Source organism: Pseudomonas putida, from assembly GCA_041071465.1.
GTDB lineage: Bacteria > Pseudomonadota > Gammaproteobacteria > Pseudomonadales > Pseudomonadaceae > Aquipseudomonas > Aquipseudomonas putida_P.
In genome coordinates, this window is record CP163498.1 from 2,565,211 (window position 1) to 2,591,636 (window position 26,426).

Sequence of the window (26,426 nt, forward strand, 5' to 3'; positions counted from 1 at the left end):
CTTGTGTTGCGAAAGGGCCGCAAAGCGGCCCCGGCAATCTTCGAGGTGAAGCGGAAATCCCTGGGGCCGCTGCGCGGCCCTTTCGCGACACAAGGCCGCTCCTACAAGAAAAAGCGGTTTTGCGTCGTCTCGGCAGGTCAGGCCGCTTCGGTGAAATCCACCAGGCGCACCGGGCGGCGGAAGCCTGCGGTCAGTACGGCAAGGTACACAAGGCCTAGCGCAAACCAGCACAGGCCAATCACCAGCGTCAGCGCCGACAGGCTGGTCCACAGCCACAAGGTCAGCCCCAACCCCACCAATGGCACCACACCGTAGCGCAGCAGGTTCTTGGCATTGCGCTGGCTGGTGTCGTCCATCAGATGAGTTTTCACCACCGCCAGGTTCACCGCCGAGAACGCCACCAGTGCGCCAAAGCTGATCAGCGAGGCGAGGGTGGACAGGTCGATCACCAGCGCCAGCAGCGAGAACGCCGACACCAACGCAATGGCGAACACCGGCGTGCCAAAGCGCGGCGACAGGTAACCGAAGCTACGCCGTGGCAGCACGTTGTCACGGCCCATGGTGAACAGAATGCGCGACACCGCTGCCTGCGAAGCCAGCGCCGAACCCAGGCTGCCCGCCACATAAGCGGCAGTGAAGAAGTTGGTAAGGAACTGCCCGCCCGCCTTGAACATCACTTCATTGGCCGCCGCATCGGCATTGGCGAAGCTGCTACCCGGCAACACCAGCTGGCTGACATAGGCCAGCACGGTGAACAGCAAACCGGCAAACAGGGTGGTGAGGATGATCGCCCGTGGCACGTCGCGGCGTGCGTCGCGGCATTCTTCGGCCAAGGTCGAGACGGCGTCGAAGCCCAAAAACGACAAGCACAACACCGCTGCGCCAGCCATCAGGTGGCCGAAGCCCGGTTTGCTGCCGTCACCCAGCAGCGGCGACAGCAGGTCGAGCGGCTGGCCAGCCAAGGCCTGGCAGGACAGTGCGACAAACACGCCGATGAACACGATCTGCGCGCCGACGATCAGGTTGCTGGTCTTGGCCACCGAGTTGATGCCGACCACGTTCAGCACTGTCACTAGGGCAATGCAGGCGAGCACGAAGGCCCAGGCGGGCACTGCGGGGAAGGCGATGTTGAGGAACAGCCCGATCAGCAAGTAGTTGATCATCGGCAGGAACAGGTAGTCGAGCAGCAGCGACCAACCGGCGAGGAAGCCGATGTTGGGGCCGAACGCCATGTTGGTGTAGGAGTACGCCGAGCCCGCGACCGGGAAGCGCTTGACCATGAAGCTATAGGACGCGGCGGTGAACAGCATGGCCACCAGGGTGACCAGGTAGGCGCCGGCAGTGCGGCCCCCCGTGAGTTCGGTGACGATGCCGTAGGTGGTGAAGATGGTCAGTGGGACCATATAGACCAGGCCGAAAAATACCAGGGCGGGCAGGCCGAGGACACGGCGAAGCTGGGCGGGGGCGGGGGCGGGGGCGGGGGCGGGGGCGGAGCGGGGTGGGTTGGCCATTGATCGATCCAAGCTTTTTTGTAGTTGTGCTTTGATCGATTTTTATCCACTTAGGTAGGGTGTGACAAAGAAGTAATCCTAATGCTGATTATTAGCCAAGGTTTTAATTGGATATTTGCACTGCCTGTTCCGGCCAATTCGCGGGTAAACCCGCTCCTACAGGGACCGCACAGTTTTCAAAGGCAATGCAGTACCTGTGGGAGCGGGTTTACCGCGAATTGGCCGGTCCAGAAAACAAAAATCTCAACGCATTTCCTGGCGCAGTTGCTCAATCCGCTGGTCCTTCTCCACCCAAAGCTGATTCACCCAAGCCTGTACCGTCTGCCGAAACTCCGGGTCATTCTCGTAATCACCCGCCCACAATGCCGGGTCCAGTTCGCGCACCTGAATGTCGATAATCACCCGGCTAATGCTGCCATTGAGCAACGCCCAGAACCCCGGTGCCTTGTTGCCGGGGTAGACGATGGTCACGTCCAGCAAGGCATCCAGTTGCTCGCCCAGTGCCGCCAGCACGAACGCCACGCCACCGGCCTTGGGCTTGAGCAGGTAACGATACGGCGACTGCTGTTCCTGGCGTTTGGCTTCGGTAAAGCGCGTGCCTTCCAGATAGTTCACCACCGTCACTGGCTGGCGCTTGAACAGCTCGCAGGCCGCCTTGGTGATTTCCAGGTCCTTGCCCTTGAGCTCGGGGTGCTTTTCCAGAAACGCCTTGCTGTAGCGCTTCATGAATGGGTAATCCAGCCCCCACCAGGCCAGACCCAGCAGCGGGACCCAGATCAGCTCTTTTTTCAGGAAGAACTTGAAGAACGGTGTGCGGCGGTTGAGGCTTTCGATCAGCGCGGGGATATCGACCCAGGTCTGGTGGTTGCTCACGGCCAGGTACGAGGTGTCCTTGCGCAGGTTCTCGACGCCGCGAATGTCCCACTGGGTCGGGATGCACAGGGCGAAGATGGCCTTGTCGATCTCCGACCAGGTTTCCGCCACCCACATCACCGCCCATGATGCGTAATCACGCCCACGGCCCGGCAACACCAGTTTGAGCAGGGCGAAGACCAGCAGCGGGCAGATCAACACCACAGTATTGAGCAGCAGCAGGGTGGTTGTGAGAATGCCGGTCAGCAGGCGACGCATAAAGAAACTCTTGTTGTGGGAGATGAACGATTGGCAATGATAAGCAGCGCAATGGCCTACGCCAAATGTCCAATGCCCGTCGGCAGGGACAAATGTTTCACATTATGTTGGTTAGGCTTGTCACAGCGAACCTATTCAGCCATTGCAGTCTAAGCACTGACCCTTCTCAAGGAAGCCTGCCTGTGAAACCTCTGCTTGCTCTGTTGTCATTGTTGGCCATGCCGGTAATGGCTGCCGAGCCCACGATCTACGGCCGTTACGAGAACATCGCCCTGCCTGAGCTTGGCGAAACCCTGAAAGCCAAGATGGACACCGGTGCGTTCACCGCCTCGTTGTCGGCCAAGGATATCGAACTGTTCAACCGCGATGGCGAGGAGTGGGTGCGCTTCCGCCTGGCGACCAAGGACTCGGACGGCAAGGTGTACGAGCACAAGGTCTCGCGCATCAGCAAGATCAAGGGCCGTGCCGATGAAGAGGAGGAGGGCGATGCGCCGGAAATCTCCAAGCGCCCGGTGGTCGACCTGGAGCTGTGTCTGGGTGATGTGAAGCGCACCGTGGAAGTGAACCTGGTGGATCGCAGCAGCTTCAACTACCCGCTGCTGGTGGGTTCCAAGGCATTGCGCGAGTTCAAGGCCGCAGTCAACCCGGCCAAGAAATTCACCGCTGGCAAGCCTGACTGCTGACCTGAAGCCAGACCGGTCCCCTTGTAGGAGCGGCCTTGTGTCGCGATAGGGCCGCAAAGCGGCCCCACGATCCAAGCGTTGATGCAGATATTGCCGGGGCCGCTCTGCGGCCCTTTTCGCGACACAAGGCCGCTCCTACACAATAGTGCGTCGCCATCGACATTTACACAGGCCGCGCACTATGCCCCATATCCTCATTGTCGAAGACGAAGCCGCCATCGCCGACACCCTGCTCTACGCCCTGCAGGCCGATGGCCACAGCACCGAATGGGTGACCCTCGGTAGTGCCGCCCTCGACCAGCAACGCCAGCGCCCGGCCGACCTGATCATCCTCGACATCGGCCTGCCCGACATCAGTGGCTTTGAAACCTGCCGCCAATTGCGCCGCTTCAGCGAAGTGCCGGTGATGTTCCTCAGCGCCCGCGACGGCGAGATCGACCGGGTGGTAGGCCTGGAAATCGGTGCCGACGACTATGTGGTCAAACCCTTCAGCCCGCGTGAAGTGGCCGCACGGGTGCGGGCGATTCTCAAGCGCATGGCCCCCAGGGCCGAGCCCGCGACCGATGCCGCGCTGTTCCAGCTCGACACCCTGCGCATGCAGATCACCTACCGCAGCCAGCCCCTCACACTGACGCGCCACGAATTCCGACTGCTGCAATGCCTGTTGGAGCAACCACAGCGCGTATTCAGCCGCGAACAACTGCTCGATGCCCTGGGCGTGGCCAGCGACGTGGGCTACGAGCGCACCATCGACAGCCATATCAAGAGCCTGCGCGCCAAGCTGCGCCAGGTGGCCAGTGGCGGCGAGCCAATCCAGACCCACCGTGGCCTCGGCTACAGCTACAGCCCGGAACATGCCTGATGCGCCTGGGCATCCGGATCTTCCTGGTGTACTTCCTGTTCGTGGGGTTGGCGGGCTATTTCTTGCTCAACACCGTACGCGAACAGATACGCCCGGTCGTGCGTCAGTCTTCCGAAGAAACCCTGGTAGACACCGCCAACCTGCTGGCGGAGATCCTGCGTGATGACGTCAAGGCCGGCACCCTGAACCAGGGGCGTCTGCCCGAGGTGCTCAAAGCCTACGGCTCGCGCAGCCCGGGTGCGCAGATTTGGGGCCTGGCCAAAAACCAGGTCAGCCACCGCATCTACGTCACTGACGCCAAGGGCATCGTGTTGCTGGACTCCAGCGGTGAGGCATTGGGCAAGGACTACTCGCAGTGGAATGACGTGTTGCTGACCTTGCGTGGCCAGTACGGCGCCCGCTCCACCCGCAGCGACCCCAGTGATGAAAGCACCTCGGTGATGCACGTTGGCGCACCGATCATCGACGACGGCAGGATCATCGGCGTTGTCACGGTGGCCAAACCCAATAGCTCGCTGCAACCGTACATCGACCGATCCGAGCGGCGCTTGCTTACGTTGGGCTTGGGGCTGATCGGCCTGGGCTTGCTGATCGGCGCTGCGCTGTCGTGGTGGCTGGCGCGTTCGCTGCGGCGGCTGGCGCGTTATGCCCAGGCGGTCAGCGAGGGTGAACGGGCCGCATTGCCGCACTACAAGGGGGGCGAGCTGGCGCACCTGGCACAGGCGGTGGAACGCATGCGCACCCAGCTGGAGGGCAAGGCCTATGTCGAGCGCTACGTACACACCCTGACCCACGAGCTGAAAAGCCCGCTGGCGGCCATTCGGGGGGCTTCCGAGCTGTTGCAGGGCGACGATATGCCTGCCGAGCAACGGGCACGCTTTGCCGGCAATATCGAGCGCGAAAGCGAACGCTTGCAGCAGATGATCGAGCGCCTGCTCAACTTGGCCAGGGTCGAGCAGATGCAGGCGCTGGAGGATGAACAGCAGGTGGCGCTGGCGGCGCTTGTCGATGAATTGCTGCTGGCCCATGCGGCGCGAATCGAAGGTGCCAACCTGCACGTGCGCCAGCGTGTGCCTGCCGGGTTGCGTTTGCTGTGCGATCCGTTCCTGATGCGCCAGGCGCTGGCCAACCTGCTCGACAACGCGCTGGATTTCACCCCCGAAGGTGGCGCGCTGCTGTTCGACCTGGAGCGCGATGGTGAGCGGGTCGCATTGAGCCTGTTCAACCAGGGGCACGCGATACCGGCGTATGCCATTGGGCGGGTCAGCGAGCGGTTCTACTCGCTGCCGCGGCCGGGGAGCGGGCGCAAGAGCACCGGGCTGGGGCTGAATTTCGTGGCCGAGGTGATGCAACTGCATGGCGGAGCGTTGGCGGTGGATAACGTTGATGGCGGGGTGCGGGTGCGGTTGTGGTTGCCGGTGCGGCGTATTAGTTGAGATAGCCGGGGCTGCTGCGCAGCCCATCGCGACGCAAGGCCGCTCCTACAGGGACCGCGCAAACTTCGAATAATGCGCGGACCCAAAAACACACAATCTCCACACAAGCTCCCCAAGGCCTCCACGCAAGGCGCAGACACTGCGCCCACTGCCACAGGAGGCCCCATGAACAAGACCCTCGGTTACAAGCTCGGCATGATCGCCGTGCTCATCTTGCTGCTGCTCATTCCGCTGTTGCTGATCAACGGCCTGATCGATGAACGCCAGGCCCTGCGCGACAACGTACTGCGCGACATCGCCCAGAGTGCCAGCTTCGACCAGCAACTCAGTGGCCCGCTGCTGGTGGTGCCTTATCGCAAGTACCAGCGCCGTTGGATCGAGAAGGACGGCGAACGCACCCAGGAAACCAGCACCATTGCCGGCCACTTGTACTTTCTGCCGGAAACCTTCGACGCCGACCTGGGTGTGGACACCGAACTGCGTGCCCGCGGTATCTACCAGGCGCGGCTGTTCCATGCCAAGGGGCGTATCAGTGGCCGCTTCAAGCTCCCGGAGAGTTGGGGCATCGACAAGGACTTCGACGACTACCGCTTCGACAAACCTTTCCTGGTGGTGGGCATCAGCGATATCCGCGGCATCGAGAATGGCCTGGAACTGAGCATCGACGAGCAGAGGCTGCCGTTCGAGGCCGGCACCCAGCTCGACTGGATGCGCGGTGGCGTGCATGCCAGCCTGCCGATGCTGGATGGCCTGCAAGCACGGGAATTCAGCTACGGCTTCGACCTTGCATTACAAGGCACCGGGCAGTTGCACGTCGTGCCGGTGGGCCGCACCAGCAGCGTGGCCATGCGTGCAAACTGGCCGCACCCGAGCTTCGTCGGCAGCTATCTGCCCAACCGCCGCGACATCGATGCCCAGGGCTTCAGCGCTCACTGGCAGACGTCGTTCTTCGCCACCAACCTTGAAGATGCCCTGCGCCAATGCGCCACCGCCGGCCAGTGCGAAGACTTCAACGAGCGCAGCTTTGGCGTGAGCTTTATCGACCCGGTGGACCAGTACCTGAAAAGCGAGCGGGCGATCAAATACGCGTTGTTATTCATCGCGCTGACCTTTGCCGGCTTCTTCCTGTTCGAGGTGCTGAAAAACCTGAGTGTGCACCCGGTGCAGTACATCCTGGTGGGTGTGGCGCTGGCGTTCTTCTACCTGTTGTTGCTGTCGTTGTCCGAGCACATCGGCTTTGGCCTGGCGTATGGGCTGTCGGCTTCGGCGTGTGTGCTGTTGATCGGCTTCTACCTCAGCCATGTGTTGCGCAGCCTGGGGCGAGGGGTGGGGTTTGCGGCAGGGTTGGCGGCGCTGTACGCGCTGCTTTACGGGCTGTTGAGTGCCGAAGATTATGCGCTGCTGATGGGGTCGCTGCTGTGCTTTGGCTTGCTGGGGGTGTTCATGGTGCTGACCCGGCGGCTGGACTGGGCGCGGGTGGGGAGAGCGGCATGAGGGAGGACAGAGAAATCGGGCGGTGGTTGGCCTTCAGGATTGGGCAGCTGTTTCCTGTGATACCGAAGTGAGGCATTCGCGGGTAAACCCGCTCCTACAGGTATGCCGCACAATTTGAAATTGGCGCTGTACCCTGTGGGAGCGGGTTTACCCGCGAAGAGGCCCTTCAGGCCACTGGGGATGTGGCGACCATCGACGGCCGCTTGGCCACTTCGGCATACCACGCAGCCAACCCAGGTTGGCGCTCACGCCAGCCAAACTCGGGCTGACGCAAGTCCAGATACCCCAGCGCACAGGCCACGCCAATCGCCGCCAGGTCGAAACCGGACATCAGCTCGGGCAAATGCTCCTGCTCAAGGTTAGCCAGGCTACGGCGGATCTTGTCGCCCTGCGCCTGCAGCCAGCCGTCCCAGCGTTTTTCCTCGGGCCGCAGGAAGCTTTCATAGCGCGACGACACCGCCGCATCCATGATTGCATCGGCCTGCGATACCAGCGTCATGCGCCGCCAACGCGCCGAACCCTCACGCGGCAGCAGCGGCAGGCCGACGTGTTGCAGGTCGAGGTACTCGCAGATCACCCGGCTGTCATGCAGCACAGTGCCATCGTCCAGGCGCAGGGCTGGGATTTTGCCGATCGGGTTGTCCTGGTTGAGCTGCGGGTCGCCGCTCACCGGGCTGATGTTCACCGGCTGCAGCTGCACGCGCTCGAGCTGGCCGGTTTCGTGCAATACCACCATGACCTTGCGCACGAAGGGCGACAACGGCGAGTGGAACAGTGTCATCGTGGCCATTGTTCAGTTGCCCTGCAGGCTGGGTGGCAGGCAAACGCCGGTGCCGCCAATGCCGCAGTAGCCCTGCGGGTTCTTGGCCAGGTACTGCTGGTGGTAGGCCTCGGCGAAGTACACGGTGGGTGCCTGGTCGATTTCGGTGGTGATCTCGCCGAAGCCGGCCTTGCTCAGCTCGGCCTGGAACGCGTCGCGGCTGGCTTTGGCCTGTTCCAGCTGTTCTGGGCTGGTGCAGTAGATGGCCGAGCGGTACTGGGTGCCGACGTCGTTACCCTGGCGCATGCCCTGGGTCGGGTTGTGCAGCTCCCAGAACATTGCCAGTAGCTCGCGGTAGCTGACTTTGTCCTTGTCGAACACCACCAGCACCACTTCGGTGTGGCCGGTCAGGCCTGAGCAGACCTCTTCGTAGGTGGGGTGTGGGGTGAAGCCGCCGGCGTAACCGACCACCGTGCTGACCACGCCTTCACGCTGCCAGAAGCGGCGCTCGGCGCCCCAGAAGCAACCCAGGCCGAAGATGGCGAAGTCGATGGCGCCTTCGAAGAATGGACCGAGCAGTGGGGTGCCTTCGAACACGTAGTGGAACTCGGGCAGGCTCATTGGCGTTTCGCGGCCAGGCAGGGCCTGTTCCGCAGTTGGCATGACGTTTTTGTTCACCAGGATTTCCGAACGCAGGACCATGGCCGTTCCTCTGTATGGCTTTGAGATAGGGGCTGGGGCATTCGGGTAAACCCGCTCCCACAGGCAACCCACAGATTTCGAATACTGTGGCGTACCTGTGGGAGCGGGTTTACCCGCGAAAGGGCCCGTATGGGCTCTATAGTGCCCGAGGTTTGCGTGGCTGTCAGGCCACCGGGCCACGCGGATAGCGCTTCAACCGCTCAGCCAGCTCGCGCCCCGGAATTGGCCGGTCGAACAGGTAACCCTGGCCCACGTCGCAGCGGTGCCGACGCAGGAACGCCAGTTGCTCCGGCGTCTCGATCCCTTCGGCCACCACCTTCAACTTCAGGTTGTGGGCCATGGCCACCACCGCCGAGGTGATTTCCATGTCGTCCTGGTTGTCGGGGATTTCGTTGATGAAGCTGCGGTCGATCTTGAGGATGTCGATCGGAAACTTCTTCAGGTAGCTCAGCGACGAATAACCGGTCCCGAAGTCGTCCATGGCCAGGGTCAGGCCCAGGGCCTTCAGCTCGTCCAGCTGGCGGTGGGTGTCTTCGCTGGCCTCCAGCAGCAGGCCTTCGGTCAGCTCCAGCTCAAGCAGGTGCGGGGGCAGGGCTTCATCCTTGAGGATGGTGCTGATCGACGCCACCAGGTCCGGGTCGGAGAACTGCTTGGGTGACAGGTTGATGGCCACGTGCAGGTTGCCCATGCCTGCCTCGCGCAGTTGCTGGCTCATGCGGCACGCCTGGCGTACCACCCATTTCCCAATGGGAATAATCAGGCCGGTCTCTTCCGCCACGCTGATGAACTGGTCCGGGCGAATCATGCCGCGCTCTGGGTGGTTCCAGCGCAGCAAGGCTTCCAGCCCCAGCAGGCGGCCGCTGCGCAGGCAGATCTTGGGCTGGTAGAACACCTCCAGCTCGTTCTGGGTCAGGGCGCGGCGCAGGTTGTTCTCGACGAACAGCTTGTAGCTGGCTTCGGCATTGAGCACTTCGGTGAACACCTGCACCTGGTGTTTGCCGTTGGCCTTGGCCTTGTGCAGCGCCAGGCCGGCATTTTTCATCAGGCTGGCCGGGTCGACGCCGTGCAACGGTGCACAGGCCAGGCCTACCGAGGCGGTGACGTTGATCAGCTGGTTGTCGACGAACATCGGCTTGTCGAGGGTGCGCAGCAACTGCAGAGCAACGCCCTGGCCATCTTCCAGGCTGGTGTTGTCGAGCAGCACGGCGAATTCGTTACTGGCAAAACGGGCCAGGATGCCACCGGCGTGAAGGCTGTTGCGCAGGCGCCGGGCCAAGCTGATCAGCAGCTTGTCACCGGTTTGGTGGCCAAGGCTGTCGTTGATCCGCTTGAAGTTGTCGATGTCCACCAGCAGCAGGCACATCGCGCTTTCGCCATCACGGGCAAAGCGTTCGTCGAGGCTGCGGATGAACGCCGGGCGGTTGCCCAGGTTGGTCAGGTTGTCGGTGTAGGCCAGGCGCTCGATACGCTGCTGGGCCAGCTTGGTCTGGGTGACGTCTTCGTAGATGCCGATGTAGTGGGTCAGCTCACGGTTGTCACCGTACACCTTGGAAATCGACAACTGCCCCCAGTACGGCTCCAGGTTCTTGCGCCGGCTCTTGAACTCGCCCTGCCAGCTGTTGCCCATGGCCAGGCTCGACGGCGAGTCGAACAGCAGTTCGCTGAGGTTTTCCAGCGCTGGCAGCTCAGCCAGCTGGCGGCCCTGCACTTCGTCGGTGCTGTACTGGGTGATGGCGGTGAAGCTTGGGTTGACGTACTCCACCCGGCCGTCGCGGTTGACCAGCAGGAAGGCGCTGGCGCTTTGCTCGACCGCACGTTGGAACAGGTGCAGGGCGTTGGTGGCAGCGCGGCGGTTGTGGTTGGTGATGACCTGGGCGAACTGGTCGGCCAGCTCGCCGGCAAAGGCAATTTCGTCCGACTGCCAGGCCCGTGCCTGGCCGGTCTGCTCCAGGCACAGCACGCCGACCACCTGGCCATCGACGCGGATACTGGCGTCGAGCATGGCCTTGTTTTCCGGGCGCATGCTTTGCGCCAGGGCGCGGGTGCGTGGGTCGTGGCCGGCGTTGTGGGCGTCGATGGCGCGGCTGGCGTGCAGCGCGTCGAGGTAGTCGGGGAAGCGGCTGGCATCGATGGCTTCGGGCTGGCGATGCTCCTGCGCATCGCGGTACCAGGCGATGATCGGTTCCAGGCGCTGGTCTTCCAGGTGCCAGATACTGGCGCTGTCGACCTTGTAGATTTCGCAGGCACTCTGGGTAATCAGCTGGGCCGCTTCCAGCAGCGAGTTGCCGGCGCTGTAGCGCTGGCGGGCCAGGCGCAGGATCAGGTCCTGCTGGCCACGCACACGCTCCAGGTGTTCCAGTTGCTCTTGCTGGGCGCGCTGGTTCAGTTGCAGGGCCAGTTGCAGGCGGTTGTTGCGTGATTCCAGGTCGCTGGCGCCGGGTTCGCCGGTGTCGTCCTGTTGGTCGTCGAGCACGCTCAGGTAACCGCGCAGCAACTGGCGGTTGTGCTGCTTGTAGGCTTCACCGGCCTCCAGCAAGCGCATCGACGCACTTGGGGTGTGCAGGGTATAGCGCACGCGGTAGTAGCCGCGCTGGGCCAGCTGCAGCTGGATCTCGTCGTGCAGCCGGTAGCGTGCTTCGGGCTCCATCAGGCTGGCGTACGGGGCGTCTACCAGGGCGCACAGGTCGCCGGCCTGCAGGCCGAACTGACGCTCGCAGGCCGGGTCCAGGTAGAGCATGGCCCAAGTGGCTTCGTTGAGCCTTTCGAAACGCAGCATGCCCAGCCGCGAAGGCACGGGTAACTGCGTCACGACCTCGGCCGCCACACGGCTGGCGGCATCGGGTTGGCTTTTCATCGAAGACTCGCTTGAAGAGGGAACGCGGCCCTTGGGCGGCGTTGGATCTGGCAAGGTTGCATCATGTCCCGAGGGCTGGCAAGCGGCCATGTGCGATGCTGTGGACGGGTTATCGGCTGTCTGGTCGGGAATATTAGTTCGCCTTGAGATTTTTGGCGTCCGGGGATCCCAATCGGCGGAAAAAAAAAGCCCCGCCAATCGACGGGGTTGAGGTACGAGCGTGGCAGCTCGAAAAGGGTACTGCCCCTGCACGCAGGGGCAGTGGGCAGCTTTACAGCAGCATGGTGCGGATATCGCCCAGCACGTCGCCCAGGCGCTTGGTGAAGCGCGCAGCGGCAGCGCCGTTGATCACACGGTGATCGTAGGACAGCGACAGCGGCAGCATCAGCTTCGGCTGGAACGCCTTGCCATCCCAGACCGGCTGCATGGTCGCCTTGGAGACGCCCAGGATAGCCACTTCCGGCGCGTTGACGATCGGCGTGAAGCCGGTGCCGCCAATGTGGCCGAGGCTGGAGATGGTGAAGCAAGCGCCTTGCATCTCGTCGGCCGACAGCTTCTTGGTGCGGGCTTTTTCAGCCAGCGCCGCGGCTTCGGCGGCCAGTTGCAGCAGGCTCTTCTGGTCGACGTTCTTGATCACAGGGACCAGCAGACCATCCGGGGTGTCCACGGCGAAGCCGATGTTCACGTACTTCTTGCGGATGATGGCCTTGCCGCTTGGCGCCAGCGAGCTGTTGAAGTCCGGCAGTTCCTTGAGCAGGAAGGCGCAGGCCTTGAGCAGCAGTGGCAGCACGGTCAGCTTCACGCCAGCCTTCTCGGCCACGGCCTTCTGCGCAACGCGGAAGGCTTCCAGCTCGGTGATGTCGGCGGAGTCGAACTGGGTCACGTGCGGCACGTTCAGCCAGCTGCGGTGCAGGTTGGCGGCACCGACCTGCATCAGGCGGGTCAGGGCCACTTCTTCCACTTCACCGAACTTGCTGAAGTCCACGGCAGGGATCGGCGGGATGCCAGCGCCGCCGGTTGCACCAGCAGCTGCCGGCGCTTCCTTGGCCTTCTGCATCATCGCCTTGACGTAGACCTGCACGTCTTCTTTCAGGATGCGGCCGTGCGGGCCAGTGGCCGCGACTGCGCCCAGGTCGACACCGAATTCACGGGCCAGCTGACGAACAGCCGGGCCTGCGTGAACCTTGGCGTTGCTGCCTGCGGCCGGTGCGGTAGCAGCCGGTGCAGGGGCTGCAGCCGGGGCGGCAGCGGCAGGTGCGGCGGCCGGAGCAGCCTCAGCCTTGGCCGGGGCAGCAGCTGCGGCAGGTGCCGGAGCGGCAGCAGGTGCAGCGCCAGCAACCTTGAGCTTGAAGATCAGGTCGCCAGTGCCGACTTCGTCTTCCAGCTTGCACAGGACTTCTTCGACCACGCCGGCAGCCGGCGACGGGATTTCCATGGAGGCCTTGTCGGACTCCAGGGTAATCAGCGACTGGTCGGCTTCGACGGTGTCGCCGACCTTGACCAGCACTTCGATGATCTTGGCCTTGCCCGACGAGCCGATGTCCGGCACGTGGATGTCCTGCACGCTGGCGGCAGCCGGAGCTGCGGCCGGAGCAGGGGCGGCTTCGGCGGCAGGCGCTGGAGCAGCAGCCGGCGCAGCGGCAGCGGCCGGAGCCTCAGGGGCCGCAGCAGCGGCGCCCTCGGCTTCCAGAACCAGCAGCTCGTCGCCTTCTTTCAGGCGATCGCCCAGCTTGACCTTCAGTTCCTTGATGACGCCGGCCTTGGGGGCCGGGATTTCCATTGAGGCCTTGTCGGACTCCAGGGTCAGCAGGCTCTGGTCAGCCTCGATACGGTCACCGACTTTGACGAACAGCTCGATGATTTCACCTTCACCGCTGCCGATGTCAGGTACGCGAATGAGTTCGCTCACTTAAAAATACTCCTCAGCAGTCCAGTGGGTTGCGCTTGTCCGGGTCGATACCGAACTTGACGATAGCGTCTGCAACAACCTTAGGTTCGATCTCGCCACGGTCAGCCAGGGCTTCCAGGGCAGCCAGCACCACGAAGTGGCGGTCGACTTCGAAGAAGTGACGCAGCTTCTTGCGGCTGTCGCTGCGACCGTAACCGTCGGTACCCAGAACCTTGAACTCTTTGCTCGGTACCCACTGGCGAATCTGCTCGGCGAACAGCTTCATGTAGTCGGTAGAGGCGATGACCGGGCCTTTGCGGCCGTTCAGGCATTCTTCGACGTAAGTCTGCTGTGGCTTCTGGCCAGGCTTCAGGCGGTTGGCGCGTTCCACGGCCAGGCCGTCGCGACGCAGTTCGTTGAAGCTGGTGACGCTCCACACGTCGGCACCGACGTTGAACTCTTCACGCAGGATCTTCGCCGCTTCGCGGACTTCGCGCAGGATGGTGCCGGAGCCCATCAGCTGTACGTGGTGCGCGGCTTCGCGGGTGTCTTCTTCGAGCAGGTACATGCCCTTGATGATGCCTTCCTCGACACCGGCCGGCATGGCTGGCTGCTGGTAGGATTCGTTCATCACGGTGATGTAGTAGAAGATGTCCTGTTGTTCTTCGGTCATCTTCTTCATGCCGTCCTGGATGATCACCGCCAGCTCGTAGCCGTAGGTTGGATCGTAGGTGCGGCAGTTCGGGATGGTGCCCGCCATCATGTGGCTGTGACCGTCTTCGTGCTGCAGGCCTTCACCGTTGAGGGTGGTACGGCCGGCGGTACCGCCGATCAGGAAGCCACGGGTGCGGCTGTCGCCAGCGGCCCAGGCCAGGTCGCCAATACGCTGGAAGCCGAACATCGAGTAGAAGATGTAGAACGGCAGCATCGGCTGGTTGTGGCAGCTGTACGAGGTACCGGCAGCGATGAACGACGACATGGCGCCGGCTTCGTTGATGCCTTCCTCGAGGATCTGGCCCTTCTTGTCTTCGCGGTAGAACATCACCTGGTCTTTATCGACTGGCTCGTAGAGCTGGCCGACCGAGGAGTAGATGCCCAACTGGCGGAACATGCCTTCCATACCGAAGGTACGGGCTTCGTCCGGGATGATCGGGACGATGCGCTGGCCGATTTCCTTGTCCTTGACCAGCTGCGCCAGAATACGCACGAAGGCCATGGTGGTGGAGATTTCACGGTCGCCCGAGCCGTCCAGGATCGCTTTCAGCGTTTCCAGGGATGGGGTCGGTACGCTGAAGCTCTTGGCACGGCGCTGCGGCACGAACCCACCCAGGGCTGCGCGGCGCTCGGCCAGGTACTTGGCTTCGGCGGAACCTTCTTCCGGCTTGAAGAACGGCAGGTTCTCAAGGTCGGCATCCTTGACCGGGATGTCGAAGCGGTCACGGAAGTGACGCAGGCTGTCGACGTCGACCTTCTTGGTGTTGTGCGCGGTGTTCTTGGCTTCGCCAGCACCGGTGCCGTAACCCTTGATGGTCTTGGCCAGAATGACGGTCGGCTGCTCTTTGTGGTTCACAGCCTGGTGGTAGGCCGCGTAGACCTTGTACGGGTCGTGGCCGCCACGGTTGAGCTTCCAGATCTCTTCGTCGGACAGGTCTTCGACCATGGCCTTGAGCTCTGGGGTGTTGAAGAAGTTCTCACGAACGTACGCGCCGTCTTTGGCTTTGTAGTTCTGGTACTCGCCGTCGATGACTTCGTCCATGCGGCGCTGCAGGGCACCGTTGGTGTCCTTGGCCAGCAGTGGGTCCCAGAAACGGCCCCAGACGACTTTGTTGACGTTCCAGCCACCGCCACGGAACACGCCTTCGAGTTCCTGGATGATCTTGCCGTTGCCGCGAACCGGGCCGTCGAGGCGCTGCAGGTTGCAGTTGATGACGAAGATCAGGTTGTCCAGCTTCTCACGGCCGGCCAGGGCGATTGCGCCCAGGGATTCCGGCTCGTCGCACTCGCCGTCGCCCATGAAGCACCAGACCTTCTGCTTGCCGGCCGGGATGAAGCCACGGGCTTCCAGGTACTTCATGAAGCGTGCCTGGTAGATAGCCTGGATCGGGCCCAGACCCATCGATACGGTCGGGAACTGCCAGAAGTCAGGCATCAGCCATGGGTGCGGGTACGAAGACAGGCCGTTGCCGTCCACTTCCTGACGGAAGTTGTTCATCTGGTCTTCGTTGATGCGGCCTTCCATGAAGGCACGGGCGTAGACGCCTGGCGAAGCGTGGCCCTGGAAGAAGATCAGGTCGCCACCGTGTTCTTCGGTCGGGGCCTGGAAGAAGTAGTTGAAGCCGATGTCGTACAGGGTGGCACTGGAGGCGAAGCTGGAGATGTGTCCGCCCAGGTCCGAGTCTTTCAGGTTGGTGCGCATGACCATGGCCAAGGCGTTCCAACGCACCATCGAGCGAATGCGGCGTTCCATGAACAGGTCGCCAGGCATGCGTGCTTCGTGGGTGACAGGGATGGTGTTGCGGTATGGCGTGGTGATCGCATACGGCAGCTGGGAGCCACTGCGGGTGGCCAGCTCGCCCATACGGGTCATCAGGTAATGAGCGCGGTCTTCGCCTTCTTTGTCGAGGACCGACTCCAGGGCATCCAGCCATTCCTGGGTTTCGATTGGATCGAGGTCTTGCATGGCTTGCTCCAGGGCGGAAAGGCAACCAGAATCGATTGCCTGAGATTGCGACTGGCCTTATGGGCAGACGTCGTGAATTCTTGGATTACCGGGGTGTCTTCCGGCGCGTTGTAGTTTTACTACATTTGCGTTCGCATTTCATGCTTTTGCACGACACGAGTAGTAGTAAAACTACATTTGTGCGACGTTTGGTCGCACCTTGGCTTGTGAGGAAAAACGTTCATGTTGGTTGGCATTGTGTCGCGAACGGGTGGTTCTTGATGTTTGTTGCCAAGTTTTCGTTTTTTTCAGCTATTTCCAACTTTTGTACGACAGTCCAACCGTGGTCCGGCTTCCCCTTGGCCGCTTTTCCCCCTCTATTTCACGCCGATCAAGGATAGACCATGCGCCTACCTTTGCCCTCCGATCTGCCCGTCACCCTGCAACCACTGGTCGTTCGCAACCGGCAATTCATCAGCGATGCCGTGGCTGCCCACCCCGATCTTGACCTGAACGGTTGGAGCCCAGCCCATCGGCAACAGTTCGATCAGGTTGCCGCCGCCAGCGATTATGTCCTGGGGGTGGCCCAGCGCGACCCGGCCATGCTGTTTGCCCTGCTGGCCAGTGGCGAGTTGGAGCGGCGTTACGCCCCGGGTGAGTTGCGCGGGCAAATTGCCGAGGCTGCCCAGGCGGCGCAGAGCGAAGACGAACTGGCGCGTAACCTGCGCCGCGCGCGCAACCGCCAGCAGCTGCGCATCATCTGGCGCGACATCACCCGCCAAGCCGAGCTGGGCGAAACCTGCCGCGACCTGTCGGACCTGGCCGATGCGGCCATCGACGAAGCCTACCAATGGCTGTATCCGCGCCATTGCCAGCAGTTCGGCACGCCCATCGGCAACCGCAGCGGCCAGCCGCAGCACATGGTGGTGCTGGGCATGGGCAAGCTTGGGGCGGTGGAGCTGAACCTGTCGTCGGACATCGACCTGATCTTCGGCTTCCCCGAAGGCGGCGAAACCGAAGGGGTGAAGCGCTCGCTGGATAACCAGGAGTTCTTTACCCGCCTTGGCCAACGGCTGATCAAGGCACTGGACCCAGTGACCGTCGACGGCTTTGTGTTCCGCGTCGACATGCGCCTGCGCCCGTATGGTTCGGCCGGCGCACTGGTGCTCAGCTTCAACGCACTGGAGCAGTACTACCAGGACCAGGGCCGCGACTGGGAGCGCTACGCGATGATCAAGGCGCGGGTAGTGGCGGGCGACCAGGCCGCCGGCGCGCAGTTGCAGGAAGTACTGCGCCCGTTCGTGTACCGCCGATACCTGGATTTTTCCGCGATCGAAGCGCTGCGCACCATGAAGCAACTGATCCAGCAGGAAGTGCGGCGCAAGGGCATGGCCGACAACATCAAGCTGGGTGCCGGTGGCATCCGAGAGGTGGAATTCATCGCCCAGGCCTTCCAGCTGATCCACGGCGGGCGCGACCTCAGCCTGCAGCAGCGGCCGTTGCTCAAAGTGCTGGCCACGCTGGAAGGCCAGGGTTATCTGCCGCCGGCAGTGGTCGCCGAGCTGCGCGAGGGCTATGAATTCCTGCGTTACACCGAGCACGCCATCCAGGCCATCGCCGACCGCCAGACGCAGATGCTGCCCGAGAGCGAGACCGACCAGGCGCGGGTGGCGTATATCCTTGGCTTTGCCGACTGGCAGAGCTTCCACGACCAGCTGATGTACTGGCGTGGCCGTATCGACTGGCACTTCCGCCAGGTCATCGCCGACCCGGATGATGAAGACGGCGAGGGCGAGCTGGTGGTGGGGGGCGAGTGGTCGCCGCTGTGGGAGCAGGCGCAGGATGAAGAAGCCGCTGGCCGGCAGCTGCAAGAAGCCGGCTTCAAACAGCCCGTCGAGGCCTTGCGGCGCTTGGCCGGGTTGCGCTCCAGCCCACAGCTGCGCTCGATGCAGCGCATTGGCCGTGAGCGCCTGGACGCATTTATTCCACGGTTGCTGGCCCAGGCGGTGGAGCATGACAACCCCGACCTGGTGCTGGAGCGGGTGTTGCCGCTGGTCGAGGCCGTGGCGCGGCGCTCGGCCTACCTGGTGCTGCTGACCGAAAACCCAGGTGCCTTGCGCCGCCTGCTGACCCTGTGCGCTGCCAGCCCATGGATTGCCGAGCAGATCGCGCTCTACCCGCTGCTGCTTGATGAGCTGCTCAATGAAGGCCGCTTGTTCAGCCCGCCCTTGGCGCCAGAGCTGGCCAGTGAGCTGCGCGAACGCCTGACGCGTATCCCCGAGGACGACCTCGAGCAGCAGATGGAAGCGCTGCGCCACTTCAAACTGGCCCATAGCCTGCGCGTAGCTGCTTCGGAAATCAGCGGCAACCTGCCGCTGATGAAAGTCAGCGACTACCTGACCTGGCTGGCCGAAGCCATTCTCGACCAGGTGCTGGCCCTGGCCTGGCGCCAGACCGTGGCCCGCCACGGCCAGCCCAAGCGCAGCGACGGCAGCCTGTGCGACCCCGGGTTCATCATCATTGGTTACGGCAAGGTCGGCGGCCTGGAGCTTGGCCACGGTTCGGACCTGGACCTGGTGTTTATCCATGACGGCGACCCGCAGGCCGAAACCGACGGCGCCAAGCCGATCGACAGCGCGCAGTTCTTCACGCGCCTGGGCCAGCGCATCATTCACTTGCTGACCACCCAGACCAACTCGGGCCAGCTGTATGACGTGGACATGCGTTTGCGCCCGTCCGGCGCCTCGGGGCTGCTGGTCAGCTCGCTGGGCGCGTTCGAGCGTTACCAGCAGAACGAGGCCTGGACCTGGGAACACCAGGCGCTGGTACGGGCGCGGGTGCTGGTGGGCTGCAAGCAGGTCGGCACGGCGTTCGAAGGTGTGCGCGCCAAGGTGCTCGGCCAGCCCCGCGACCTGGAAAAACTGCGCGGCGAAGTGAGTGACATGCGCGCCAAGATGCGTGACAACCTGGGTACCAAGGCGACGGCTGCCGGTACTGCGGCCAACGCCTTCGAGGCCGGTGTGCCCTTCGATATCAAGCAGGATGCAGGCGGTATCGTCGATATCGAATTTATGGTGCAATACGCCGCTTTGGCCTGGTCCCACGACCACCCGGCCATACTCCGATGGACCGATAACATCCGCATTCTGGAAGAGCTGGAGCAGGCGAACTTGATGCCGGCCAGTGACGCGGTGCTGTTGCGTGAAGTGTACAAGGCGTTCCGCTCGGCTTCGCACCGCCAGGCTTTGCAGAAGCAGGCCGGGGTGATCGATGCGGCGCAGTTTGCCGACGAGCGCCGCGAAGTGCGGCGGATCTGGGGTGAATTGGGGTTGGCTTGAAGGTCCCGCAGGGGCCGCGATCAGCCATGGACCTGCCTGAGTGGTACACTGTCCGCCACATAGCCTGAATATAAAGAGGGGAGGCCAGGCTGTACCACAGCCTGTAGCCTCCCCGAGCGTTTCTGGACTAAGCATGAGAATACTGATCATTGGCCCCAGCTGGGTCGGCGACATGGTGATGGCGCAGACCCTGTTCCAGTGCCTGAAACAGCAGCACCCCGACTGCGTGATCGACGTACTGGCCCCCGAGTGGAGCCGGCCGATCCTGGAGCGCATGCCTGAAGTGCGCCAGGCCTTGAGCTTCCCGCTCGGCCACGGCGCGCTGGAGCTGGCCACGCGCCGGCGCATCGGCAAGTCCCTGGCCGGCCAGTATGACCAGGCCATTTTGCTGCCCAACTCGCTGAAGTCGGCATTGGTGCCGTTCTTTGCCGGCATCCCCAAACGCACCGGCTGGCGCGGCGAAATGCGCTTCGGCCTGTTGAACGATGTGCGCAAACTGGACAAGGCCCGCTACCCGCTGATGATCGAGCGCTTCATGGCCCTGGCCTACGCCCCCGGCGCTGAGCTGCCGCAGCCGTACCCGCGCCCCAGCCTGCAGATCGAAGCGCAAAGCCGTGACGCCGCCCTGGCCAAGTTCGGCCTGGAGCTGGACCGCCCGGTGCTGGCGCTGTGCCCTGGCGCCGAGTTTGGCGAGGCCAAGCGCTGGCCCGCCGAGCACTATGCCGCCGTGGCCGACGCGATGATCCGCCAGGGCTGGCAGGTGTGGCTGTTCGGCTCGAAGAACGATCACCCGGTCGGCGAGCAGATACGTGACCGGCTGATCCCGGGGTTCCGTGAAGAATCGTCCAACCTGGCCGGTGAAACTTCGCTGGCCGAAGCCATCGACCTGATGTCCTGCGCCCATGCCGTGGTGTCCAACGACTCCGGCCTGATGCACGTGGCCGCAGCCCTGAATCGCCCATTGGTGGCGGTGTACGGCTCGACCTCGCCCGGCTTCACCCCGCCGCTGGCCGAACAGGTAGAAGTAGTGCGCACGGGCATCGAGTGCAGCCCATGCTTTGACCGCACCTGCCGCTTCGGCCACTACAACTGCCTGCGCCTGCTGGAACCGGGCAAAGTCATCGCCGCCCTGCACAGCCTGAGCGGGCCGGACCTGATCGATACCGTGGCCGAGGTCGACTAAGTGCGGGTACTGATCATCAAGACCTCGTCGCTGGGTGATGTGATCCACACCCTGCCGGCACTCACCGATGCCGCTCATGCCATTCCGGGTATCCGTTTCGACTGGGTAGTTGAAGAAGGCTTCGCCGAAATCCCCAGCTGGCACCCGGCGGTCGACCAAGTGATCCCGGTGGCCATCCGCCGCTGGCGCAAGAACGTGTGGCAAACCATCAAGAGTGGTGAGTGGAAGGCGTTCAAGCAACGGGTGCGCGAGCGCAAGTACGATCTGGTTATCGATGCCCAGGGCTTGGTCAAGTCGGCCTGGCTGACCCGCTACGTGAAGGCCACGGTCGCCGGCCTGGACCGTTATTCGGCACGCGAAGGCTGGGCAAGCCGCTTCTACGACCGACGCCTTTCGGTTGCCACCGGCCAACACGCCGTGGAACGGGTACGCCAGCTGTTCGCCATGGCCCTGGCCTACGACCTGCCGGAGGGCATTGGCAACTACGGCCTGGACCTCGACCGCCTGCAGTTGCCGCCGGCTGCGCCTTATGTGGTGTTCCTGCACGGTACCACCTGGGCGACCAAACATTGGCCCGAAGCCTACTGGCGCGAACTGGCCGAGCGCATGGGCCGGCGTAAGCTGGAAGTGCGTCTGCCCTGGGCAACCCGGCCGAGAAGGCGCGGGCCGAGCGTATCGCTCAGGGCTTGAACAACTGCCAGGTGCTCCCCAAATTGAACCTTGCCGGCGTCGCGCGCGTACTGGCGGCGGCAAAAGCCTGCGTGGCGGTCGACACCGGCCTTGGCCACCTGGCGGCGGCACTCGATGTGCCCACCATTTCGCTGTTCGGCCCGACCAACCCGGGCCTGACTGGCGCCTACGGACGGACCCAGATTCACCAGGCCAGTGACTGGCCATGCGCTCCCTGCCTGCAGAAGAAGTGCACCTACAAACCGAGCGCCGACGACCTGCGCCGGTTCGATCTGAAACGCGAGTGGCCGCTGTGCTTCACTCGCCTGAATCCCGAGCATGTGGCGGGCCGCTTGAGCGCGTTGCTGCTGGCTGAGGATGTCCGTTGATGCAACTGGCTTTCGTGCTTTACAAATATTTCCCCTTCGGCGGGCTGCAGCGCGATTTCATGCGCATTGCCCTGGAATGCCAGAAGCGGGGCCACCAGATCCGTGTGTACACGTTGATCTGGGAGGGTGACATTCCGCCGGGCTTCGAAGTGCTGGTGGCGCCGGTGAAAGCGATTTTCAACCACCGCCGCAATGAGAAACTCAGTGCCTGGATGGCCGCCGACCTGGCCAAGCGCCCGGTCGACCGCCTGATCGGCTTCAACAAAATGCCGGGCCTGGATGTGTACTACGCTGCCGACGGCTGCTTCGAGGACAAGGCGCAGACCTTGCGCGGTGGCTTGTACCGCCGCTGGGGCCGCTACCGGCACTTTGCCGAGTATGAGCGCGCGGTGTTCGCCAAGGACGCCCATACCGAAGTGTTGATGATTTCCGAAGTGCAGCAGCCGCTGTTCATCAAGCACTACGGCACCCCGGTGGAACGCTTCCACCTGCTGCCACCGGGTATTTCCCAGGACCGCCGTGCGCCGGCCAATGCCGCCGAGATTCGCGCCGAGTTTCGCAAGGAATTCAACCTGGGCGAGGATGACCTGCTGCTGGTTCAGATTGGTTCGGGCTTCAAGACCAAGGGTGTGGACCGCAGCCTCAAGGCCCTGGCCGCGCTGCCGTCGGCCCTGCGCAAACGCACGAAGCTGATGGTGATCGGCCAGGACGACCCCAAGGTGTTCCAGCTGCAAAGCGCCACCCTGGGCCTGGGCGACCAGGTGCAGTTCCTCAAGGGCCGCAGCGACATTCCGCGCTTCCTGCTGGGTGCCGACCTGCTGATTCACCCGGCGTACAACGAGAACACCGGTACAGTGCTGCTCGAAGCGCTGGTGGCCGGTCTGCCGGTGCTGGTGTCCAAGGTGTGCGGCTACGCCCACTACATCGCCGAGGCCGACAGTGGCCTGGTGCTGGACGAGCCGTTCGAGCAGGAACAGCTCAACGGTTACTTGCAGCGCATGCTCGAAGACCCGCAGGCCCGCGCCAGCTGGTCGCGCAACGGCCTGGCATATGCAGAAACCGCCGATCTGTACAGCATGCCGCAGCATGCTGCCGACGTGATCCTGGGGCAGAAAACCGCATGAAGCTGATAGTGGCCGAACCCTTCAAACGCCTGTGGGCCGGGCGTGATGCCTTCGACGCCGTAGAAGCGCTGCAAGGCGAGGTCTATCGCGAACTGGAAGGGCGCCGCACGCTGCGTACCGAGGTGGAGGGCGAGGGGTTCTTCGTCAAGATCCACCGCGGCATTGGCTGGGGCGAAATCTTCAAGAACTTGTTCACGGCCAAGCTGCCAGTGCTCGGCGCCGGCCAGGAGTGGCGGGCCATCCAGCGCCTGCATGAGGTGGGTGTGCCGACCATGACCGCCGTCGCCTACGGCGAGCGCGGCAGCAACCCGGCCACGCAGCACTCGTTCATCATCACCGAAGAACTGGCGCCAACCATCAGCCTTGAAGACTACAGCATCGACTGGGTCAAGCAGCCGCCCGAGCCGCGCCTGAAGCGCGCGCTGATCGCCGAAGTGGCGAAGATGACTGGCGGTATGCACCGCGCTGGGGTCAACCACCGCGACTGCTATATCTGCCATTTCCTGCTGCACACCGACCGACCGGTGACGGCGGATGACTTCAAACTGTCGGTGATCGACCTGCACCGCGCGCAAACCCGGGCGACAATCAGCCGCCGCTGGCGTGACAAGGACCTGGCCGCGCTGTACTTCTCGGCGCTGGACATCGGCCTGACCCAGCGCGACAAGCTGCGTTTCCTGCGCGGTTACTTCCAGCGCCCGCTGCGCCAAGTCCTCAAGGACGAAGCCGCGTTGCTCGCCTGGTTGGAGCGCAAGGCGCAGAAACTCTACGATCGCAAGCAACGCTATGGGGATGCACTCTGATGGCGAGTTGGACACTGGCGCCGGGTTACGAACACCTGGCGACGGACTTCGGCAGCCTCGATGCGGTATTTGCCATCCAGGGCGAACGCCTGACCCGCGACCCGCTCAGCGAAGTGGTCCGTATCGAACGCAGCGGGGTCAACTACTACGTCAAGCGCTACACCGGGGCCGGCAAGCACATGCGTCGCTACCTGGGCCGGCCGCGCATCAAGGCCGAATGGCAGAACCTCAAACAGTTCGCCAAGTGGGGCATCCCCACTGCTGAGGTGGTGGCCTGGGGCCTGGAGCGCAACGGCCTGGCATTTGGCCGTGGGGCGATGATCACCCGTGAACTGCCGCGCACCGAAGACCTGTCGGCACTGGCCGAGCGCCACGATGCGCGCCTGGCCGACCGTGCCTGGGTCGACCATGTCAGCCGTCAGCTGGCGCGCCATACCCGGGTAATGCACGAGCACCGTTTCGCCCACAACGACCTGAAGTGGCGCAACCTGCTGGTCGATGACCAGGGCACGCTATTCTTCATCGACTGCCCCACCGGCGACTTCTGGCGCGGTTTCATGTGGCGACACCGGATGATCAAGGACCTGGCATGCCTGGACAAGGTGGCCAAATACCACCTGTCCGCCACCCAACGCCTGCGCTTCTACCTGCAATACCGTGGCCGCGACCGGCTGAATGTGCGCGACAAGAAGCGCATTCGCCAGGTATTGGGCTTTTTCGAGGGAAGGGAATGACCGATTACCTGGCCAGCGCGGACCTCGCGCTGCTCAAACGCCATGGCCTGGACGACTTCGAGGCGCTGTGGGCGCTGCAACTCGAGGCTGTGGACGAACCCAACACCGGCCGTGGCGGCTGGAGCAGCGTGTTTCGCCTGGAACTCGAAGGCAAGGGCTACTACCTCAAGCGCCAGAGCGACTACCTGACCCGCACCCTGCACCGGCCGTTCGGCGAGCCGACCTTTGCCCGTGAGTTTCGCAACATCAGCCGCTACCAGAAGCTGCACATTCCTGCGTTGCAGGCAGTGTTCTATGGTGAGCGCAAGCAGGGCGGCAAGCACCGGGCCATCCTGATGACCCGCGCTTTGGACGAGTGGGCCGACCTCGACGGCCTGCTGGCCCAATGGCCACAGCTGGGCGACGCCGAACGCAACGGTATCCTGCAGGCCTGCGGCCAGCTGGCGCGCACACTGCACAGCGCCGGCCAGGTGCATGGCTGCTTCTACCCCAAGCACATCTTCCTGCGCCAACGCCGCGACGGTTGGGACGCGCAGTTGATCGACCTGGAAAAGACCCGGCCATTGCTGTTCGGCATGCGCGACCGCCTCAAGGACCTGGAGCCGCTGCTGCGCCGCGCCCAGGCCTGGAGCGAGCAGGATGTGCGTACCTTGCTGGCCACGTACCTGGCACAGCCGGCCGATGGTTCGCTGGTGAATACCTGGCTGCAACGCCTGACGCAACGCCGTCGTGAAAAAGAGGCCCGCTGATGCGTTTGTCTGAATTGAAAGATGCCGGCCGCAACCCGTCGTTGCCGCTGAGCATCACCCTGGCCGATGCCGCTGGCAGCGCTGACCTGCAACTGCTCAGCTTGCTGCGCGTGTTGCCAGGCCAGCGTTATGTGGGCGCTGGTGTGTGGCGCGGCACCCCGGTGCTGGCCAAGTTGCTGGTAGGCGGCAACGCGGCTAGGCATTTCCAGCGCGAGCTGCAAGGTGTGAAGTTGCTGGCCGAGCAGGGCCTGACCACGCCCAAGCTGCTGGCCGACGGCCTCAAGGAAGGCGAAGGCGGCTGGCTGCTGTTCGAATTCCTCGACGGTGCCGAAAGCCTGGCCGATGCCTGGGCCGCAGTTGAAAACCTGCCCGTGCTGGGTGACGAACAGCACCTGGTGCTAGGCGAAGCGCTCACCGCCGTTGCGCACATGCACGCCCAAGGCCTGTGGCAGGAAGACTTGCACCTGGACAACCTGCTGCGCCATGGCGGCAAGTTGTACTTGATCGACGGCGCTGGCATCAAGGCCGAAACACCTGGCCAACAGTTGTCGCGTCCGCGTGTGCTGGAAAACCTCGGCGTGTTCTTCGCCCAATTGCCCAAGCGCCTGGAGCCGTTCATCGAAGAGCTGCTGGTGCACTACCTGCTGGCCAATGCCGAGCATGCGCTACCGCTGGAAGCCCTGCAGAAACAGGTAGACAAGGTGCGCAACTGGCGGCAGAAGGACTACCTGGAAAAGGCCGGCCGCGAGTGCAGCTTGTTCAGCGTCCAGCGCAGCCTCTCGGGGTTGCAGGCGATCCGCCGCAGTGAAGTCAGTGCCATGCAGCCGGTGCTGGCGCAGGCCGATACGCTGATCGACAAGGGCCATCTGTACAAGACCGGTGGCGCCGCCAGTGTGGCACGCATCGAAGTGAACGGTCGTCAGCTGGTGCTCAAGCGCTACAACATCAAGAACACCGCGCATTGGTTCAAACGCTTTTGGCGCCCGAGCCGTGCCTGGCATTCGTGGATCGAGGGCCATCGTCTGGAGTTCCTCGACATTGCCACACCCAAACCGTTGGCGGTGCTGGAGCAACGGGTCATGGGGCTGCGCAGCCGTGCTTACCTGGTGACCGAGTACGTCGATGGCCCGGACCTCACCGCGTGTTTCGCACCGTTCGTGGAGAACGGCGATGCACCGGAGGAACAGGTAGACGCCCTGGTGCATGTGATGCAGCAGCTGATCCGCGAACGCATCAGCCATGGCGACTTCAAGGGCCATAACCTGTTCTGGGACAACGGCCGGTGGTCGCTGATCGACCTCGACGCCATGTGCCAGCACGCTACCCAGCTCAGCTTCGCCCCGGCCTACGCCCGTGACCGGGCGCGGCTGCTGCGTAACTGGCCGAGCGGCAGTGCCTTGCATCAGCGGCTAGACCGGCTGCTGCCCAAGCTGGCCGAATGATCCGCGGGTAATCGT

At 63.3% G+C, this 26,426-nt stretch carries 18 protein-coding genes and 1 pseudogene; 12 read left to right on the forward strand and 7 right to left on the reverse strand.

What is annotated here, in order from left to right:
- Nucleotides 1-137: 137 nt before the first annotated feature.
- Both AB5975_11855 and AB5975_11860 read right to left on the reverse strand, forming a co-directional pair.
- A complete protein-coding gene (locus tag AB5975_11855) occupies nt 138-1,511 on the reverse strand; it encodes an APC family permease (GenBank protein XDR22436.1) in 1,374 nt (457 codons plus the stop codon).
- A 243-nt stretch (nt 1,512-1,754) separates the two neighbouring features.
- A complete protein-coding gene (locus AB5975_11860; GenBank protein ID XDR22437.1) occupies nt 1,755-2,642 on the reverse strand; it encodes an acyltransferase in 888 nt (295 codons plus the stop codon).
- A 182-nt stretch (nt 2,643-2,824) separates the two neighbouring features.
- On the opposite strand from AB5975_11860, the gene AB5975_11865 reads away from it, so the two are divergent.
- From AB5975_11865 to creD, 4 genes are all read left to right on the forward strand, one after another.
- Nucleotides 2,825-3,325, forward strand: a complete 501-nt coding sequence (locus AB5975_11865; protein ID XDR22438.1) for an ATP-dependent zinc protease — start codon at nt 2,825-2,827, stop codon at nt 3,323-3,325.
- A gap of 181 nt (nt 3,326-3,506) precedes the next feature.
- On the forward strand, nt 3,507-4,187 hold the full coding sequence (gene creB, locus AB5975_11870; protein ID XDR22439.1) for a two-component system response regulator CreB: 681 nt from the start codon (nt 3,507-3,509) through the stop codon (nt 4,185-4,187).
- Nucleotides 4,187-5,623 (forward strand): two-component system sensor histidine kinase CreC, encoded by a 1,437-nt coding sequence (gene creC / locus AB5975_11875; GenBank protein XDR22440.1) that lies wholly within the window; start codon nt 4,187-4,189, stop codon nt 5,621-5,623. The genes creB and creC overlap by 1 nt, the downstream gene beginning before the upstream one ends.
- A gap of 165 nt (nt 5,624-5,788) precedes the next feature.
- Nucleotides 5,789-7,117, forward strand: a complete 1,329-nt coding sequence (creD, locus tag AB5975_11880) for a cell envelope integrity protein CreD (protein XDR22441.1) — start codon at nt 5,789-5,791, stop codon at nt 7,115-7,117.
- Nucleotides 7,118-7,283: 166 nt separating this feature from the next.
- Here creD and AB5975_11885 read toward each other — a convergent pair whose 3' ends face one another.
- From AB5975_11885 to aceE, 5 genes are all read right to left on the reverse strand, one after another.
- Nucleotides 7,284-7,907 (reverse strand): glutathione S-transferase, encoded by a 624-nt coding sequence (locus AB5975_11885; protein XDR22442.1) that lies wholly within the window; start codon nt 7,905-7,907, stop codon nt 7,284-7,286.
- Between the two features lie 3 nt (nt 7,908-7,910).
- The gene (msrA, locus tag AB5975_11890) at nt 7,911-8,579 is read right to left on the reverse strand and encodes a peptide-methionine (S)-S-oxide reductase MsrA (GenBank protein XDR22443.1); all 669 of its coding nucleotides are present in this window, start codon (nt 8,577-8,579) and stop codon (nt 7,911-7,913) included.
- Nucleotides 8,580-8,742: 163 nt separating this feature from the next.
- Nucleotides 8,743-11,433 carry a putative bifunctional diguanylate cyclase/phosphodiesterase gene (locus AB5975_11895; GenBank protein ID XDR22444.1) on the reverse strand — a complete coding sequence of 897 codons (2,691 nt, stop codon included), beginning with the start codon at nt 11,431-11,433 and terminating at the stop codon, nt 8,743-8,745.
- 271 nt (nt 11,434-11,704) lie between these two features.
- Nucleotides 11,705-13,342 carry a dihydrolipoyllysine-residue acetyltransferase gene (gene aceF, locus AB5975_11900; protein XDR22445.1) on the reverse strand — a complete coding sequence of 546 codons (1,638 nt, stop codon included), beginning with the start codon at nt 13,340-13,342 and terminating at the stop codon, nt 11,705-11,707.
- A 13-nt stretch (nt 13,343-13,355) separates the two neighbouring features.
- On the reverse strand, nt 13,356-16,001 hold the full coding sequence (aceE, locus tag AB5975_11905; GenBank protein ID XDR22446.1) for a pyruvate dehydrogenase (acetyl-transferring), homodimeric type: 2,646 nt from the start codon (nt 15,999-16,001) through the stop codon (nt 13,356-13,358).
- A 383-nt stretch (nt 16,002-16,384) separates the two neighbouring features.
- On the opposite strand from aceE, the gene glnE reads away from it, so the two are divergent.
- From glnE to AB5975_11945, 8 genes and pseudogenes are all read left to right on the forward strand, one after another.
- Entirely contained in the window at nt 16,385-19,318 is a 2,934-nt protein-coding gene (gene glnE / locus AB5975_11910; GenBank protein ID XDR22447.1) for a bifunctional [glutamate--ammonia ligase]-adenylyl-L-tyrosine phosphorylase/[glutamate--ammonia-ligase] adenylyltransferase, read from the forward strand.
- 133 nt (nt 19,319-19,451) lie between these two features.
- The gene (waaF, locus tag AB5975_11915) at nt 19,452-20,501 is read left to right on the forward strand and encodes a lipopolysaccharide heptosyltransferase II (GenBank protein XDR22448.1); all 1,050 of its coding nucleotides are present in this window, start codon (nt 19,452-19,454) and stop codon (nt 20,499-20,501) included.
- Nucleotides 20,502-21,559 (forward strand): annotated as a pseudogene (gene waaC, locus AB5975_11920) (lipopolysaccharide heptosyltransferase I). It abuts the gene before it with no gap.
- On the forward strand, nt 21,559-22,683 hold the full coding sequence (locus AB5975_11925) for a glycosyltransferase family 4 protein (GenBank protein ID XDR22449.1): 1,125 nt from the start codon (nt 21,559-21,561) through the stop codon (nt 22,681-22,683). The pseudogene waaC and the gene AB5975_11925 overlap by 1 nt, the downstream one beginning before the upstream one ends.
- Nucleotides 22,680-23,486, forward strand: coding sequence for a lipopolysaccharide core heptose(I) kinase RfaP (gene rfaP / locus AB5975_11930; GenBank protein XDR22450.1), 807 nt, complete (start codon nt 22,680-22,682; stop codon nt 23,484-23,486). Before AB5975_11925 ends, rfaP begins: the two co-directional genes overlap by 4 nt.
- Entirely contained in the window at nt 23,486-24,220 is a 735-nt protein-coding gene (locus tag AB5975_11935) for a lipopolysaccharide kinase InaA family protein (protein ID XDR22451.1), read from the forward strand. The genes rfaP and AB5975_11935 overlap by 1 nt, the downstream gene beginning before the upstream one ends.
- Nucleotides 24,217-24,969 (forward strand): lipopolysaccharide kinase InaA family protein, encoded by a 753-nt coding sequence (locus tag AB5975_11940; GenBank protein ID XDR22452.1) that lies wholly within the window; start codon nt 24,217-24,219, stop codon nt 24,967-24,969. Before AB5975_11935 ends, AB5975_11940 begins: the two co-directional genes overlap by 4 nt.
- Complete coding sequence (locus tag AB5975_11945) at nt 24,969-26,411, forward strand: lipopolysaccharide kinase InaA family protein (GenBank protein ID XDR22453.1); 1,443 nt, start codon at nt 24,969-24,971, stop codon at nt 26,409-26,411. Before AB5975_11940 ends, AB5975_11945 begins: the two co-directional genes overlap by 1 nt.
- Nucleotides 26,412-26,426: the final 15 nt, after the last annotated feature.